The 17,278-nt window shown below is 32.2% G+C and carries 16 protein-coding genes; 8 read left to right on the top strand and 8 right to left on the bottom strand.

The annotated features are described in order from the left end of the window. Positions 1-101 precede the first annotated feature (101 nt). The 5 genes from AAHN00_RS05880 (at position 102) to AAHN00_RS05860 (ending at position 6,365) form a co-directional block, all read left to right on the top strand. On the top strand, positions 102-1,286 hold the full coding sequence (locus tag AAHN00_RS05880; protein ID WP_342270912.1) for an IS3 family transposase: 1,185 nt from the start codon (positions 102-104) through the stop codon (positions 1,284-1,286). A gap of 12 nt (positions 1,287-1,298) precedes the next feature. Beyond that, positions 1,299-2,408: an IS1380 family transposase gene (locus AAHN00_RS05875; RefSeq protein WP_342272398.1), complete on the top strand. Its 1,110-nt coding sequence runs from the start codon at positions 1,299-1,301 to the stop codon at positions 2,406-2,408. Positions 2,409-2,492: 84 nt separating this feature from the next. Further along, positions 2,493-3,377, top strand: coding sequence for an Rpn family recombination-promoting nuclease/putative transposase (locus AAHN00_RS05870; RefSeq protein WP_342272397.1), 885 nt, complete (start codon positions 2,493-2,495; stop codon positions 3,375-3,377). A gap of 304 nt (positions 3,378-3,681) precedes the next feature. Further along, positions 3,682-4,743 carry a hypothetical protein gene (locus tag AAHN00_RS05865; RefSeq protein WP_342272396.1) on the top strand — a complete coding sequence of 354 codons (1,062 nt, stop codon included), beginning with the start codon at positions 3,682-3,684 and terminating at the stop codon, positions 4,741-4,743. Between the two features lie 500 nt (positions 4,744-5,243). Continuing rightward, the gene (locus AAHN00_RS05860; RefSeq protein WP_342272395.1) at positions 5,244-6,365 is read left to right on the top strand and encodes an IS481 family transposase; all 1,122 of its coding nucleotides are present in this window, start codon (positions 5,244-5,246) and stop codon (positions 6,363-6,365) included. A 159-nt stretch (positions 6,366-6,524) separates the two neighbouring features. Here AAHN00_RS05860 and AAHN00_RS05855 read toward each other — a convergent pair whose 3' ends face one another. The 5 genes from AAHN00_RS05855 to AAHN00_RS05835 form a co-directional block, all read right to left on the bottom strand. Beyond that, entirely contained in the window at positions 6,525-7,097 is a 573-nt protein-coding gene (locus AAHN00_RS05855) for a hypothetical protein (RefSeq protein ID WP_342272394.1), read from the bottom strand. 374 nt (positions 7,098-7,471) lie between these two features. Then, on the bottom strand, positions 7,472-8,347 hold the full coding sequence (locus tag AAHN00_RS05850) for a transposase (RefSeq protein WP_342272393.1): 876 nt from the start codon (positions 8,345-8,347) through the stop codon (positions 7,472-7,474). A 257-nt stretch (positions 8,348-8,604) separates the two neighbouring features. Further along, positions 8,605-9,492 (bottom strand): Rpn family recombination-promoting nuclease/putative transposase, encoded by an 888-nt coding sequence (locus AAHN00_RS05845; RefSeq protein ID WP_342272392.1) that lies wholly within the window; start codon positions 9,490-9,492, stop codon positions 8,605-8,607. Positions 9,493-9,578: 86 nt separating this feature from the next. Further along, positions 9,579-9,716 (bottom strand): hypothetical protein, encoded by a 138-nt coding sequence (locus AAHN00_RS05840; protein WP_342272391.1) that lies wholly within the window; start codon positions 9,714-9,716, stop codon positions 9,579-9,581. A 1,040-nt stretch (positions 9,717-10,756) separates the two neighbouring features. Next, positions 10,757-11,464: an IS6 family transposase gene (locus AAHN00_RS05835; protein ID WP_342270905.1), complete on the bottom strand. Its 708-nt coding sequence runs from the start codon at positions 11,462-11,464 to the stop codon at positions 10,757-10,759. On the opposite strand from AAHN00_RS05835, the gene AAHN00_RS05830 reads away from it, so the two are divergent. Then, complete coding sequence (locus AAHN00_RS05830) at positions 11,427-12,008, top strand: transposase (RefSeq protein WP_342272390.1); 582 nt, start codon at positions 11,427-11,429, stop codon at positions 12,006-12,008. The two genes, AAHN00_RS05835 and AAHN00_RS05830, sit on opposite strands and share 38 nt — an antisense overlap. A gap of 205 nt (positions 12,009-12,213) precedes the next feature. Beyond that, positions 12,214-12,438, top strand: a complete 225-nt coding sequence (locus tag AAHN00_RS05825; RefSeq protein ID WP_342272389.1) for a hypothetical protein — start codon at positions 12,214-12,216, stop codon at positions 12,436-12,438. A gap of 157 nt (positions 12,439-12,595) precedes the next feature. Here the strand turns inward: AAHN00_RS05825 and AAHN00_RS05820 are convergent, their stop codons facing one another. The 3 genes from AAHN00_RS05820 to AAHN00_RS05810 all read right to left on the bottom strand — a co-directional run bounded on the left by AAHN00_RS05820 (position 12,596) and on the right by AAHN00_RS05810 (position 15,918). Continuing rightward, positions 12,596-13,405, bottom strand: a complete 810-nt coding sequence (locus AAHN00_RS05820; protein ID WP_342272388.1) for a transposase — start codon at positions 13,403-13,405, stop codon at positions 12,596-12,598. Positions 13,406-13,601: 196 nt separating this feature from the next. Continuing rightward, complete coding sequence (locus tag AAHN00_RS05815) at positions 13,602-14,786, bottom strand: IS3 family transposase (RefSeq protein WP_342270912.1); 1,185 nt, start codon at positions 14,784-14,786, stop codon at positions 13,602-13,604. 220 nt (positions 14,787-15,006) lie between these two features. Then, complete coding sequence (locus tag AAHN00_RS05810) at positions 15,007-15,918, bottom strand: transposase (RefSeq protein WP_342272387.1); 912 nt, start codon at positions 15,916-15,918, stop codon at positions 15,007-15,009. Between the two features lie 91 nt (positions 15,919-16,009). Between AAHN00_RS05810 and AAHN00_RS05805 the strand changes: the two genes are divergently transcribed. Then, positions 16,010-17,194: an IS3 family transposase gene (locus tag AAHN00_RS05805; protein ID WP_342270912.1), complete on the top strand. Its 1,185-nt coding sequence runs from the start codon at positions 16,010-16,012 to the stop codon at positions 17,192-17,194. The last annotated feature ends 84 nt before the right edge of the window (positions 17,195-17,278 follow it).

Raw genomic sequence — 17,278 nt, 5'->3', positions numbered from 1 at the left:
TTTTCTTGATAAGATATTTAAAATTTATGTTGAAACGACGCACTGCAAGTGCGGGGTTTTTCTCCCAAAGTGGGACAATAAATAAAATTAAAGAGAAACAAATGGGTAAAAAACAAATTAAAAATTTTAGTGCAGAAGCAAAAACTAAAATAGTATTAGAGATGTTAAAAGAAGAATCAACAATAGGTCAGTTATCGGTCAAATATGAAGTAACGGCTAAAACTATGCAAAACTGGAAACGACAATTTTTAGATAATGCGTCATTGGCATTTGAGCCAGCAAAAGCTGTTAGTGAGTACAAAGGGCAGATTAGTGAACTTAAGAATCAAAACGATGAACTTGCAAAAGCATTAGGTAAGGCTACAGTCGAGAGGGACTGGGCGGTGGGAAAGCTAAACAGCTTGGACTTATCAAATAAGAAAAGTCTTGTCGACCCCAAGCTGAGTACGTTAGCAAAGACAAGGCAATGTGAACTATTAAAGATAAGCAGATCTGGAGTATATTATAAAGCTAAAGTAATGAGCTTATATAATCTTGATATTTTAAATAGAATAGATGAAATATATACGGATAACCCTGAGTATGGTTATCGTTATATATACAAACAATTATTGGAAGACGGCTTTAATGTGGGCAGAGATAGGGTGCTTAAATATATGGGAATAATGGGTATAGAAGCTATTCATCCTCATAAAAAGCAATCTACTTCTGTGAAGGATGGTCAACATAAAATTTATAGCTATTTGCTTGAGCCGTACTGGCACAAATCAGGAACGAATAGAACTATTCATGTACCTTATGTTAATCAAGTGTGGAGTGGTGACATTACTTATATTAGAACTAACGGAGGATTTATGTATCTTGTGGCGATTATAGATTGGCATAGTAAGGCAATACTAAGTTATAAAGTATCTAATTCTATGGATGCATCACTTGTAACCGATGTATTAAAAGATGCACTGAATAAATACCCTGCACCACAAATATTCAATAGTGATCAGGGTAGTCAATATACTGGACATGAGCATACGGGAATTCTAAAAGAGAATAATATACAAATCTCAATGAACGGTAAGGGTAGAAGCATTGATAATATTGTGATTGAAAGATTTTTTAGAACTTTAAAATATAATTGTATATTTATAAATGATTTTAAAAATATCGCAGAACTTAAAGATGGTATTGATAAATACATGGATAAATATAACAATCAAAGATTCCATTCAAGTATTGGTTATAAAAAACCGATGAACGTGTATCTTGATTACTTACAAAATGCAGCTTAAAAATTATGTAAAATGGGAAACAAAATTAGTGAAAAATTTGTCTTGAAAAATCAGTCCAGTTTCAATTGTACAGGATTAATTTACCAATCGAAAGTAAAAAATCGTCAAATAGAAATAAATTTCACAGGAGGTAATATTAGTAGCGATGGAGGTGTATTATTGCTAAGAGAAGCAGATAAAAGACTTGGTCTAACTAATGAACTGGCTAAGATTTTTCCTGATAAGCGAGATTCTGATAAAATTACTCATACTATTTTAACAATGCTCAAACAGCGTATTTATGGTATTGCTCTTGGTTATGAAGATTTAAATGATCACGATAATTTAAGAAAATGTCCAGCTTTGCAAACAAGTATAGACACACTGGACGATATGGCTAGTAGCTCTACTTTATGCCGTTTAGAAAATAAAGCAGATCGTGGATTTGCTCTTAAAGCTCATAAGGTGATGATTGACAAGTTTGTCGAATCTCATAAAACCGTGCCGAAACAATTAATACTTGATTTTGATGCCACTGATGATGAAATTTATGGCAATCAAGAGGGGAAGTTTTATCATGGATATTATCGTCATAATTGCTTTCGACCTTTATATGTTTTTTGTGGAAAAAAGCTGTTAGTAAGCTATCTTCGCAGCTCAAAGCTAGATCAAGCAAAGCATAGCTGGGCAATATTATCTCTATTAGTCAAGCGTTTTCGTCAATCGTGGCCTGAAGTAGAGATTATTTTTCGTGGTGATGGTGGATTTTGTCGTCATCAGATGCTGGATTGGTGTGATGAAAATAATGTAAAATATATAGTCGGAATAGCCCAAAATACTAGACTCAACAAGCTGCTTGAGCCATTGATGCAACAATCTAACGAAGCCTTCACAATTAGCAAAGAGAAGCAACGCTTTTTTAGTGAATTTAAATATAAAGCTGATAGTTGGAGTCGTCATCGTAAGATAGTTGGTAAAGCAGAAGTAACTAGCCTTGGTGAGAATCCAAGATATATAGTAACTAATTTAGCAGGTAAGCCAGAAGATTTATATGATAAAATTTACTGTGCACGTGGAGATATGGAAAATCGTATAAAAGAGCAACAGTTAGAGCTATTTGCCGATGGAATTGATGGCTGTTAAGTGTAATATTCTAGTAATTTGGCTAGCTTTATGTTATAATAACTAATGTGTAGGAACTGTAACAACTCTTAATAATTACTATTTATGGCTATTACTAAATTTTTAGATCCTAAAAATGATGTTGCCTTTCGCCGTATATTTGGTTCGGAGAAGAATAAAGACATTCTGATTCATTTTATTAATGATGTATTGGAGCTTAAAAGTGGTGATAGAATTAAGGAAGTAACATTTTTGCCCACTATCCAAATACCGGAGATTGCTGCTAAAAAGCAGAGTGTAGTTGATGTTTTATGTAAAGATGAAAATGGCGTACAGCTAATTATTGAGATGCAGGTATCTCCACAAGAAGGTTTTGAGAAGAGAGCTCAGTATTATGCGGCTAAAGCCTACTCAAGGCAGTTAAATAAAGGCAAGGAAGAAGGAGCTAGATATATAGATTTAAAGTCGGTAATATTTATTGCTATCAGTGATAATATTATTTTTAAAGACAAAGTGTTTTATAAGTCTGATCATATTATTTTGGATAAAGATAGCTATGCCCATGATTTAAAGGATTTTTCTTTTACTTTTATAGAGCTACCAAAGTTTAAAATCACAGATATAAATTTACTGACCAACATAATTGAGAAATGGTGTTTCTTTTTTAAGCATGCGGATAAAACTAGTGAAGCCGACTTACGTAAGATCATAGGATCGGATCAAGTAATCGAGAGAGCATACGATGAGCTAAACCAGTTTAATTGGACAGAAGAAGAGTTGCTGACATATGAGAAAGAGACTAAACGTATTATGGATAATAAGGCATCCGAGGATTACCTGATAAAAACTGCTAAAGCTGAAGGTATCCAAATAGGTAAATCTGAACGAAATATTGAAGTAGCTAAAAACCTTAAGAAAGCAGGAGTGTCTACTGAAATAATCTCTCAGTCTACTGGTTTAACCAAAGAAGAAATCAAGAAGCTTGAATAGCAGCAATTCCAGTCTAGATATCAACCCACCAGCTTCAGCTGGTTTTTATTGAGATCAATTTGAGTGTAAAATATAGAATATGTGCATAGTTATAAAGTGCAAATAAGCTTCATTGTTGATCAGTTTAACAAATTAAGTATTTTTTTCCTAATAATCTCTCGGTGGTCCTAACTTAACGAAATTAAATTTTTATAGTCACCTTATCATTTATCTTGTTTCAACAACTAACAAAAAGTATAATACTAACCAATACCACTAAATAGTCATTTAAGATTGAATAAATGATAAGATTATAAGGAAGCAAATGTCTAAAAGAAGTAATAAAGCCTTTAATGCCCAATCATTAAAGGAATTAGAATCTAGAGTTGTAAAACTTACAGAAAAAACTGAAAAAGATATACAGAATGAGATGAATAACTTTGACCAAATCAATGACCAATTTAATTCAAGGTTGGATAAATTATGGGGTAAAGATTTGCATTCTGATGATGAAGTAGACAAATTACTAGCACAAATACAATCTGAAGTTAAACTAGAGAAAAAAAGTATAGAATTAGGAAATCAGAAAGATCAAGCACTACGTGATAGACTAGACAGATTAAAAGCTGATAGTCCTATAAGACACAATACATCAGCAACAAGCTTATCATATATCTCTAATATTACTTCTAATGGAGTTATTAAAAAAACACCTGTAAGATTCTCCTTTGATGATACTCAATCAATTATGACAGCTAACCTTGATGCTCAAGCAGGTATAGCTGAAACATTTGCTGATCAGTTTGAGAATATACAAGATAAGAAATCGTTAACTAGCTTAGCTAATAAACTTAAAGAAATGAGTAATATAATTGCTGGTATCTCCTCTGTAGCTCAAGAATATGAAGTCAAAGTATCCAACATTATTACTAATGGCTTACAAAAAATTTACGGAGGAATAAAAGAAGTAGTATCACCTGCAATAGATATAATTAAAGAAATAGGTAATAGTTTTATAAATTCTATTAAGTCAATTTTTAAGGAATCTCCTGAAAAACAAATAACAGCAACTAAAGCAAATTTAAAGGGGTTATACAAAACATATGCTGAGCTAAAAGGCATAGATAATAAAGTGAAGGACAGATTTCTTAAGAATCACTATGAACAAATAGACCAGCTACACAGTCCTCAAGAATTATTAGCAGAAACTGCTAAAATCACTAAATCCATAGTAAATACTGGCAGACAAAAAATAAATAATCGCAAGCAACAACAAATTATCCATAAAATGCGGATAGGGTCTACTAAAACTGTAGATACCCCTAATTCACTTATACCATCTAGTACTCCTAATAATGCAAGGTCAGCATCAATACGTCAACGTTAATTTGATAGCAATTCCAAATATAAGCTAGAAGGTGTTCTGACGTAGACAATGGCATTCGGTTAAGAAATGATAGAATGGTGATAATATGAAGTAGTTGAGATTTAATCTTACATTTAGTAAACTCAATAACAACCAGCTGAAGCTGGTGGGTTGATATCTAGACTGGAAGTCGCTATTACTCTAAAGAGATATTACTAATGCCTGTGCTATCTCTCTGATCCTAATTCTTATAAGTTACCCTGCAATACTTTGTAGCGATATTTAGTGATCCAAACAACATGAAAGCGATGGTAAAATACAGTGTGGCTAGTCTTGTTATAATCTGTCATATATGATATTTTAATATACATAAGAGCAAGCTCTTCATGTATATTAAAATATCATATATTCAAGTTATAGTGAATTGAAATATTAGAACAAGGACTGAAGTCTTTCCCAGCTGAAGCTGGGGGTTTTAACCAAAAAGGTGACTATAAACAAATTATTAAATGGAGATTAAAATGAATTTAAATCAGAAAATAATAAGACCAAAAATAGGATTACTTGAACTAGCAAAAAGCTTAGGAAATGTATCTAGTGCATGTAAGACAATGGGGTATAGCAGAGATAGTTATTATAGATTCAAGGAATTATATGAGAATGGTGGCGATGAAGCCTTGTATGAAATAAGCCGTAAGAAACCCATATTGGCTAATAGAGTTGATCCTATTGTAGAGAAAGCGGTATTAGACATGGCAATAGAGTACCCCGCTTATGGTCAACTTCGTGTATCGAACGAATTAAAAAAAGATGGGATTTTAGTCTCTCCCGGCGGCATTAGATCTATCTGGCTTAGGAACGATCTCAATAATCTTAAGAAACGGCTAGTAGCTTTAGAAACTAAAATGGCTCAGGATGGCATTATACTTAAGGAAGCTCAATTACGTGTCTTGGAGAATCGTAAGAATCTTAAAGAGGCACATGGGGAAATAGAGACAGAACATCCAGGCTATCTTGGTTGTCAAGATGTTTACTATGTTGGCAACTTTAAAGGAATAGGTAAGGTTTATGGTCAAACTTTTATCGATAGCTATTCCAGGGTGACGGATGCCAAATTATACACAGACAAAACAGCTATAACCTCTGCTGATATGTTAAATGATAGAGTTCTACCTTGGTACGAAGAACAAGGTATTCCTATACTACGTATATTAACTGATCGTGGTACTGAATATAAAGGAAATATAGAACATCATGCCTTTGAATTGTTTTTAAGTATTGAAGGAATAGAACACACCGTTACAAAAGCATATTCCCCTCAAACTAACGGGATATGTGAGAGGTTTCATAAAACCATGAAAAATGAGTTTTATGATACTGCAATGCGTAAAAAGATTTACAATTCACTTTTTGAATTGCAAAAAGATCTTGATACCTGGTTACATTATTATAATAACGAACGCCCTCATTCCGGCAAGTATTGCTATGGTAAAACTCCAATGCAAACCTTTAAAGATAGTAAAAAATTAGCGTTTGAAAAAAATAATGATATCTTGTATCTTGAACACTTATCTGACAGTCAAAATTTATCTGACAATCTAGTCCGTCCGCCAAAAATATTTAAAGCCCCCCATAATCTATGATTGAATAAAATTTTTACAAAAAAAATTCTAATATTTGCACTAAAATTAAAAATTGTTTTCAATTTTATTGAAAAATTTCTGTTTTAGTAAAATTTTTACATGAGCTTATTGTTAACGATTTTTTTTAATCGTTTAGCAAGTTTTTTAATGATAATTTTTTTATGTAGAGTTAGGCATGATGTGTAAATGATTGGCAATACATCGTAAATTCAAACCTATAGCAGAGATTATTAGATTGATCACATCTCCTATCACACCCTTCAAGAACTTTCTGCCCATCCTGCCATATTGTTTCAAATGCCCTATTATTGGTTCTATAGCACTGCGTCTCCTGATCATACACTTGTCTTCTTTCAATAACTTTTTCCGAGTTTTTGGGGTATATACCTTACTCTTCTCTTTAACATTGCTGCCAGTATAACCAAGATCAACAAACGATTTTTTTATCTTTATTCCAGTTACATTTTCTACCGCTTCAAAACTCTGCTGCAATGTATGACCATCATAAGGATTATTATGAAACGATTTTGCTGACAGTACAAAATTTCTACGACCACTGACTACTACCGCAACTTTATTGTCCCACTTTGGGAGAAAAACCCCGCACTTGCAGTGCGTCGTTTCAACATAAATTTTAAATATCTTATCAAGAAAAGATAGGATATTTTTTAACAAAATCTTACACTTCACAGATATATTTTTTTGTGTTGTGACACTTTCTAAATGAGCCATACACAAATAGTTTCTAACTTTTAAGTTAGTACATACATGAGGCATTCATGCCGTAATATTAAGCTCTGCACTTGCAGTGCAGAGTGGTTAACTGCCAAACTCATATGGCTTGTTGCGTTTTCCCTTCCCTATACACTCTACCTCAGGGGCATGAAAACTATACAATATTTTATTGTCCCACTTTGGGAGAAAAACCCCGCACTTGCAGTGCGTCGTTTCAACATAAATTTTAAATATCTTATCAAGAAAAGATAAGATATTTTTTTAACAAAATCTTACACTTCACAGATATATTCTTTTTGTGTTGTGACACTTTTTAAATGAACCATACACAAATAGTTTCTAACTTTTAAGTTAGTACATACATGAGGCATTCAATGCCGTAATATTAAGCTCTGCACTTGCAGTGCAGAGTGGTTAACTCTGTTCTGTTCTTTGTATTGCTTTTTCTCTTCTCTTTTTAAAACAAATTGGCTATGTATTTGTTTTACTTTTTTCAATACTTCTTGATCTCTGATAGATAAGTTTAATTTCTGATTTTTTATCTCACGCTCACATATTCTAACCAAACGACCAAGTAACGTTTTTAAATGCTTCATTATTTTCCAACGCTTCTTGGCTTTGCTATGCTCTTTATACTTCCAGAGCTTTATTATATCTCGCTTATAGGTTCTAGCGTAGGTTTCGTTTAAACTTATACCCAAACTTTGGCAAAGCTTCACAATACTAAGCCTAGCTTTATCCATTAAATAAACATCATGTGGGTGCTTGATATTCTTAATTTGTACCGTTGTATCAGCAATTATCAATTCCAAATCTTTTTTTTTAATTGTGTTAGTTCTTATTCCAACTCTTATCAACTCTGCTAATATCTCGTTATATCCAGATTCACCTAATAAATTACGAAATCTTCTTATGCTAGTTTCCGACATCGCTATATCTGTTTCTATATATTCCCACCCACAGAAATATTGCCAATACATGTTTTCTTTTAGTTCTTCCTCTGCTAATGAATCTGAAAAATTATACATTGCTTGTAGCATCGTTACACCAAGCATCACTCTATGACATTTTCTATTTCTACCAAATCTCTTAATAGAAACATTTTTTGATAACCATTCTTCTAGACCAGACCAATTTATTAATTCTCTTAATTTATATAGCTTATTATTTGAGTTTAATTCTTCTTTTAATTTATAACCAAAAAGTTTTCCTTGTTTTTGTGATTTGATAATATTTTCTATTGGCATATTGACTGAAATCCATAAGGTTTATTAGCATATTTTAACATTTTCTTATGGATTTCTTTATTATTTTCTGCCATTAAACCCTATTATCTATAAGACTTATAGAGTTTTGCCGGACAGACAATCTAATAAGTTAATTTATGGGGTCTGTAAGATCAAATCTTGACTTCTACAAAAAGATAAGTCGTAATTTTATCTTATATTTCTGTTGTAACAAGCTCTATAAATCACACATAAAAAATAGGAGATGCTTCCCTTTCTTATTGTATCTGTATATTTAATAATTCCTTGATTTCCTTAATAGACATACCTGTCATCTTAGCAATTGACTCCACAGAATTGCCATTCTGTAACAGTATCTTTACCAATTCAGCTTTACCTTCAGCTTTACCTTCAGCTTTAGCAGTTTCTATTAGGTAATCTTCTGCTGCTTTATTATCCATGATACGTTTAGTTTCTTGCTCGTAAGTTAACAATTCTTTTTCCGTCCAGTTAAACTGGTTTAATTCTTCATAAGCTCTCTCTATTACTTGATCTGATCCTATGATCTTACGTAAGTCGGATTCACTTGTTTCATCTGCGTGCTTAAAGAAATAACACCACTTCTCGATTATGTTGGTCAGTAAATTTATATCTGTGATTTTAAACTTCGGTAGCTCAATAAAAGTAAAAGAAAAATCCTTTAAATCATGGGCATAGCTATCTTTATCCAAAATAATATGATCAGACTTATAGAATACTTTGTCTTTAAATATAATATTATCGCTAATAGCAATAAATATTATAGCCTTTAAATCTATATATCTAGCTCCTTCTTTCTTACCTTTATTTAACTGCCGTGAATAGGCTTTTGCTGCATAATATTGTGCTCGCTTCTCAAATCCTTCTTGCGGAGATACCTGCATCTCAATAATTAGCTGCACTCCATTTTCATCTTTACATAACACATCTACTATGCTTTGCTTCTTTGAAGCAATCTCTGGTTCTTGAATAGTAGGTAAAAATGTTACTTCTTTGATTCTATCATTACCTTTCAGCTCTAGCACATCATTAATGAAATGAATAAGAATATCTTTATTTTTCTCCGAGCCAAATATACGGCGAAAGGCAATATCATTTTTAGGATCGAGAAACTTAGTAATAGCCATAAATAGTAATTTATTGAAGAGGTGTTATAGTTTTACATGTTACTCATTATACCATAAAACTCACAAACTACTAAATATTAAATAATCTAGTTTATAGGTAAATTTTTTATTTGATAAATCACAAATTCTAATAATCCTAGTTTTGGTTTTATTGTCCCACTTTGGGAGAAAAACCCCGCACTTGCAGTGCGTCGTTTCAACATAAATTTTAAATATCTTATCAAGAAAAGAAAAGATAAGATAAGATATTTTTTAACAAAATCTTACACTTCACAGATATATTCTTTTTGTGTTGTGACACTTTCTAAATGAGCCATACACAAATAGTTTCTAACTTTTAAGTTAGTACATACATGAGGCATTCATGCCGTAATATTAAGCTCTGCACTTGCAGTGCAGAGTGGTTAACTATTTTTTGATTCAAATTCATTTGAACCTCCATTTAACAATTTATTTATTTTATCAAATGTAAGTTAAATCTCAATTACTTCAGTTAATATCAAATCATTCCTTTACACTTCCCATTCAGCAATTGCAAATATGACATTATAGATACATAGAGAAATTTTAGCATTGCGACCCACTCAACTTTAAGACGAATAATCTATTTTTTTGTTAAAGATTTGTATGTATTTTCTTGAATTCTATAAATATTTTTATAGTCACCTTTTTGGTTAAAACCCCCAGCTTCAGCTGGGAAAGACTTCAGTCCTTGTTCTAATATTTCAATTCACTATAACTTGAATATATGATATTTTAATATACATAAGAGCAAGCTCTTCATGTATATTAAAATATCATATATGACAGATTATAACAAGACTAGCCACACTGTATTTTACCATCGCTTTCATGTTGTTTGGATCACTAAATATCGCTACAAAAGTATTGCAGGGTAACTTATAAGAATTAGGATCAGAGAGATAGCACAGGCATTAGTAATATCTCTTTAGAGTAATAGCGACTTCCAGTCTAGATATCAACCCACCAGCTTCAGCTGGTTGTTATTGAGACAAACTTATCATAATTCACGTTATTGTAATCAATTTGGTAAAAACCAACGGTTAGCAATAAATAAGTCTATTGCTCTAGAAAAAGCTTTTGATAGGTCGAATCTATATTGGCGGGACTCTGTAATCTCGTTTGCCAGCTAATATCTCCCATAACATTTCCATTGATTCAAAGAAAAAAAGATCTACTAAACGGTTTTGTCGCATCTATAAATCATACTACATCAAGATTGTTAAAACTAAGGTTTTGGACATTATGATGCCATTAACATAGCAAAATTCTCAAAAGTAGAAAGATTATCATTAGCTCCAATTATTTGTCTTTTTTGCATCATACGAATATTTTCTATACCGGTAATAGTCATTTCTGCAGAATGAAAACTCTTAAAACCAAGCATTGGCTTTGTACGTTTTTTGATAAACCTATGATCTTGTTCTACAAGATTATTCAGGTATTTGGTCTGAATAACCTTAATTTTATAATCTTTAGGAACTTCTGTATTCAAATCATTAAGAGCAGCCGTATTACTACCGCTTTTATCAATTACTACTTTCTCAGGAAAATTATTCTCTCTAAAGGCTTTACGAAAAAATGCAAGTGCTGCAGGCTTGTCTCTATGCTTACGTAGCAGAAAGTCTACAGTATTACCAAGACTATCTAGTGCTCTATATAAATAAACCCATTTACCGTTTAATTTAATATAAGTCTCATCCATTCTCCAACTACTACCAACTGGCTTCTTTCTTTTTCTAACCACCTGATCTATCAATGGTACAAATTTTATAACCCATCTTTGTAATGTAGAGTGATCAATTTTTGCTCCCCTTATACTCATCATTTCTTCCAAATCTCGATAACTTAAAGAAAATCGGCATTTCATATAGACAAATAACATTATTATTTCTGGTGAAGAACAAAATCCTTTGAAATATGATAATAATCTTGCAGTAATACGAAACATCTTAACATCTTTTTTAGATCATTATATCAATCTTTTTTCTATTGTCCAACATATGCGACAGAACCCTATAGTACAATTATGTATTGTACATATGGTTCGCAATTCAGTAAAGTATGTGTCATATAAAGATTTAAAAGAGGTCACATCAGATCTAAAACAAATTTATACAGCTAATAATGACGAAATGGCACGTTTAAAACTTCAGCAATTTGGTGTAAAATGGGATAAAAAATATCCGGTAATTTCTGATATTTGGCAACGTAATTGGTCTGGGATAATACCGTTTTTTGCCTTTCCTGAAGAGATCAGAAAGGTAATTTATACTACTAACACTATAGAATCTGTAAATCGTCAAATTAGAAAAATTATCAAAAATAAGGGGGTGTTTCCAGATGATAAGTCAATTCAAAAAATAATATTTTTATCCCTACAAAATGCAGCCAAAAAATGGACCATGCCTATTAAAGATTGGTCTTTAGCTTTAAATCAATTTGAAATACTTTGTGGAGATTTTAAATATGATTTATTGGAAAATAAAAAATGAACTTACACAAATTAAATGATTGACTCCATATCCATGACCACTTATAAGCGATATTGCCATTTTATTTTTATAAATACCACCTTCATGCAATATCCAGGTTAACCACTCTGCACTGCAAGTGCAGAGCTTAATATTACGGCATGAATGCCTAATGTATGTACTAACTTAAAAGTTAGAAACTATTTGTATATGGCTCATTTAGAAAGTGTCACAACACAAAAAGAATATATCTGTGAAGTGTAAGATTTTGTTAAAAAATATCTGTATGATTCATTCTTATCTTTTCTTGATAAGATATTTAAAATTTATGTTGAAACGACGCACTGCAAGTGCGGGGTTTTTCTCCCAAAGTGGGACAATAAACCATCTCGACCAAATAACTCCGATGGATCTGCTTTTGATAATAATTCTTCTACTAGCTGATTACTGATGTCTAATGTATCTTTATCTGTATCTAATTTTTTAGCCATAATTCCTCCTTGCTTGCTTAAGTTACTTTTTTTACAGTAATCTCTTACTGCTTTCTTTGCAACTTACACAAACTATAGGACAGACTCAAGAAAAAATAGAAAACAGGAGTTTCGCAGTTAGCAAAATTGCGAATCAGCTAAAAGGCATCTAATGTTGTTCTGAATTGATGTTTTTATAACTTCCCAAGTTTGTTGATATAAAGTAATTTTTTCATTTATCCTCCTTTTGTTCATATCGAGCCAAGCAAATACGGCAAGGCAAATATGATTTCTCTGAGCTCGACCCGTGCGTGCCTGACAGCGTTCAATACCACAAGTTTGTTTTAATTCTCGATGATAAACTTCTATAGACCACCGTGCCTTAACAATTTTCTCTATTTGTTCACGTGTTGGATTTTCTAAGTTAGTTGTTATGTAATCAATGCGACCATTTTTTGCCACAAACTTAAATACCGTAACCCAACCGTATCCACGTAGGTGAATTTTTAGTCCCTCATCAGGAATCTCTAAACTTTCTAAGCTAACATTATGATTAACTTTTCTATTTTTTCTTAGGTTACTAACCCATGTCCAACCTAAATTACGTATATGTTTCAAATTCTCCAAACCGCTATACCACGCATCCATTACTACTGCATCAGGATTGATCCCTCTTTCCTTAGCTAAAGTAAGCATATCACAAAAATGCTCATTCTTTGTTTTTCCATCAGTTTCTTTATCATATATTCTATAATCTACAGGGGTAGATTGATCAGTTTTAGCATTGTAATACAGTAAGTTGACCATCCCTATACCAGGTATAACATCATGTACAGCTCCAGAATATTGATAATGTACAAGCTCAATTTTCTTACTGTATTGCTTTGACAATAACGTGTCATCTCCCACTAATAAACAAGAAGCTTCCCTATCAATATATTTTGACACTTCTCTGTAGATCCCGCTAGGGCGGAAATCCTTACTATTTAACCATCGACTTGCACTATCATGAGATAGGTTTATTGGACTTACTTCAGATAATGCTTTACCACTATATCTTACGCTACTTGCTTGTAAAAATGAAACTGGACTGATTTTTCAAGACAAATTTTTCACTAATTTTGTTTCCCATTTTACATAATTTTTAAGCTGCATTTTGTAAGTAATCAAGATACACGTTCATCGGTTTTTTATAACCAATACTTGAATGGAATCTTTGATTGTTATATTTATCCATGTATTTATCAATACCATCTTTAAGTTCTGCGATATTTTTAAAATCATTTATAAATATACAATTATATTTTAAAGTTCTAAAAAATCTTTCAATCACAATATTATCAATGCTTCTACCCTTACCGTTCATTGAGATTTGTATATTATTCTCTTTTAGAATTCCCGTATGCTCATGTCCAGTATATTGACTACCCTGATCACTATTGAATATTTGTGGTGCAGGGTATTTATTCAGTGCATCTTTTAATACATCGGTTACAAGTGATGCATCCATAGAATTAGATACTTTATAACTTAGTATTGCCTTACTATGCCAATCTATAATCGCCACAAGATACATAAATCCTCCGTTAGTTCTAATATAAGTAATGTCACCACTCCACACTTGATTAACATAAGGTACATGAATAGTTCTATTCGTTCCTGATTTGTGCCAGTACGGCTCAAGCAAATAGCTATAAATTTTATGTTGACCATCCTTCACAGAAGTAGATTGCTTTTTATGAGGATGAATAGCTTCTATACCCATTATTCCCATATATTTAAGCACCCTATCTCTGCCCACATTAAAGCCGTCTTCCAATAATTGTTTGTATATATAACGATAACCATACTCAGGGTTATCCGTATATATTTCATCTATTCTATTTAAAATATCAAGATTATATAAGCTCATTACTTTAGCTTTATAATATACTCCAGATCTGCTTATCTTTAATAGTTCACATTGCCTTGTCTTTGCTAACGTACTCAGCTTGGGGTCGACAAGACTTTTCTTATTTGATAAGTCCAAGCTGTTTAGCTTTCCCACCGCCCAGTCCCTCTCGACTGTAGCCTTACCTAATGCTTTTGCAAGTTCATCGTTTTGATTCTTAAGTTCACTAATCTGCCCTTTGTACTCACTAACAGCTTTTGCTGGCTCAAATGCCAATGACGCATTATCTAAAAATTGTCGTTTCCAGTTTTGCATAGTTTTAGCCGTTACTTCATATTTGACCGATAACTGACCTATTGTTGATTCTTCTTTTAACATCTCTAATACTATTTTAGTTTTTGCTTCTGCACTAAAATTTTTAATTTGTTTTTTACCCATTTGTTTCTCTTTAATTTTATTTATTATTCTATACTTATTGAGAAACAAAAATACCTGCTTCTTTGTCTAATTTTTTCAGTCCATTATAAATGATTTATATAAGTCTTTGCTACATTTTGATCTTGCCATGCTTAACTAAAACTCTTTCTTGCTAGATTAACATATTTTTTGCTAAGTGCGAAACTCCTGGAAAAGTTAATCATAATCAGGAGTTTCGCAGTTAGCAAAATTGCGAATCAGCTAAAAGGCATCTAATGTTGTTCTGAATTGATGTTTTTATAACTTCCCAAGTTTGTTGATATAAAGTAATTTTTTCATTTATCCTCCTTTTGTTCATATCGAGCCAAGCAAATACGGCAAGGCAAATATGATTTCTCTGAGCTCGACCCGTGCGTGCCTGACAGCGTTCAATACCACAAGTTTGTTTTAATTCTCGATGATAAACTTCTATAGACCACCGTGCCTTAACAATTTTCTCTATTTGTTCACGTGTTGGATTTTCTAAGTTAGTTGTTATGTAATCAATGCGACCATTTTTTGCCACAAACTTAAATACCGTAACCCAACCGTATCCACGTAGGTGAATTTTTAGTCCCTCATCAGGAATCTCTAAACTTTCTAAGCTAACATTATGATTAACTTTTCTATTTTTTCTTAGGTTACTAACCCATGTCCAACCTAAATTACGTATATGTTTCAAATTCTCCAAACCGCTATACCACGCATCCATTACTACTGCATCAGGATTGATCCCTCTTTCCTTAGCTAAAGTAAGCATATCACAAAAATGCTCATTCTTTGTTTTTCCATCAGTTTCTTTATCATATATTCTATAATCTACAGGGGTAGATTGATCAGTTTTAGCATTGTAATGCAGTAAGTTGACCATCCCTATACCAGGTATAACATCATGTACAGCTCCAGAATATTGATAATGTACAAGCTCAATTTTCTTACTGTATTGCTTTGACAATAACGTGTCATCTCCCACTAATAAACAAGAAGCTTCCCTATCAATATATTTTGACACTTCTCTGTAGATCCCGCTAGGGCGGAAATCCTTACTATTTAACCATCGACTTGCACTATCATGAGATAGGTTTATTGGACTTACTTCGTATACCTGCAGCAAAACTATAATGGACTGAAAAAATTAGACAAAGAAGCAGGTATTTTTGTTTCTCAATAAGTATAGAATAATAAATAAAATTAAAGAGAAACAAATGGGTAAAAAACAAATTAAAAATTTTAGTGCAGAAGCAAAAACTAAAATAGTATTAGAGATGTTAAAAGAAGAATCAACAATAGGTCAGTTATCGGTCAAATATGAAGTAACGGCTAAAACTATGCAAAACTGGAAACGACAATTTTTAGATAATGCGTCATTGGCATTTGAGCCAGCAAAAGCTGTTAGTGAGTACAAAGGGCAGATTAGTGAACTTAAGAATCAAAACGATGAACTTGCAAAAGCATTAGGTAAGGCTACAGTCGAGAGGGACTGGGCGGTGGGAAAGCTAAACAGCTTGGACTTATCAAATAAGAAAAGTCTTGTCGACCCCAAGCTGAGTACGTTAGCAAAGACAAGGCAATGTGAACTATTAAAGATAAGCAGATCTGGAGTATATTATAAAGCTAAAGTAATGAGCTTATATAATCTTGATATTTTAAATAGAATAGATGAAATATATACGGATAACCCTGAGTATGGTTATCGTTATATATACAAACAATTATTGGAAGACGGCTTTAATGTGGGCAGAGATAGGGTGCTTAAATATATGGGAATAATGGGTATAGAAGCTATTCATCCTCATAAAAAGCAATCTACTTCTGTGAAGGATGGTCAACATAAAATTTATAGCTATTTGCTTGAGCCGTACTGGCACAAATCAGGAACGAATAGAACTATTCATGTACCTTATGTTAATCAAGTGTGGAGTGGTGACATTACTTATATTAGAACTAACGGAGGATTTATGTATCTTGTGGCGATTATAGATTGGCATAGTAAGGCAATACTAAGTTATAAAGTATCTAATTCTATGGATGCATCACTTGTAACCGATGTATTAAAAGATGCACTGAATAAATACCCTGCACCACAAATATTCAATAGTGATCAGGGTAGTCAATATACTGGACATGAGCATACGGGAATTCTAAAAGAGAATAATATACAAATCTCAATGAACGGTAAGGGTAGAAGCATTGATAATATTGTGATTGAAAGATTTTTTAGAACTTTAAAATATAATTGTATATTTATAAATGATTTTAAAAATATCGCAGAACTTAAAGATGGTATTGATAAATACATGGATAAATATAACAATCAAAGATTCCATTCAAGTATTGGTTATAAAAAACCGATGAACGTGTATCTTGATTACTTACAAAATGCAGCTTAAAAATTATGTAAAATGGGAAACAAAATTAGTGAAAAATTTGTCTTGAAAAATCAGTCCAGTTTCGTGTATGGCTCATTTAGAAAG

The sequence above is a fragment of the Candidatus Tisiphia endosymbiont of Parasteatoda lunata genome, assembly GCF_964030955.1.
In the GTDB taxonomy this organism is placed as follows: domain Bacteria; phylum Pseudomonadota; class Alphaproteobacteria; order Rickettsiales; family Rickettsiaceae; genus Tisiphia.
Note: the sequence above shows the minus strand (reverse complement) of the source record. Positions and strands in the feature narration are given on the sequence as shown.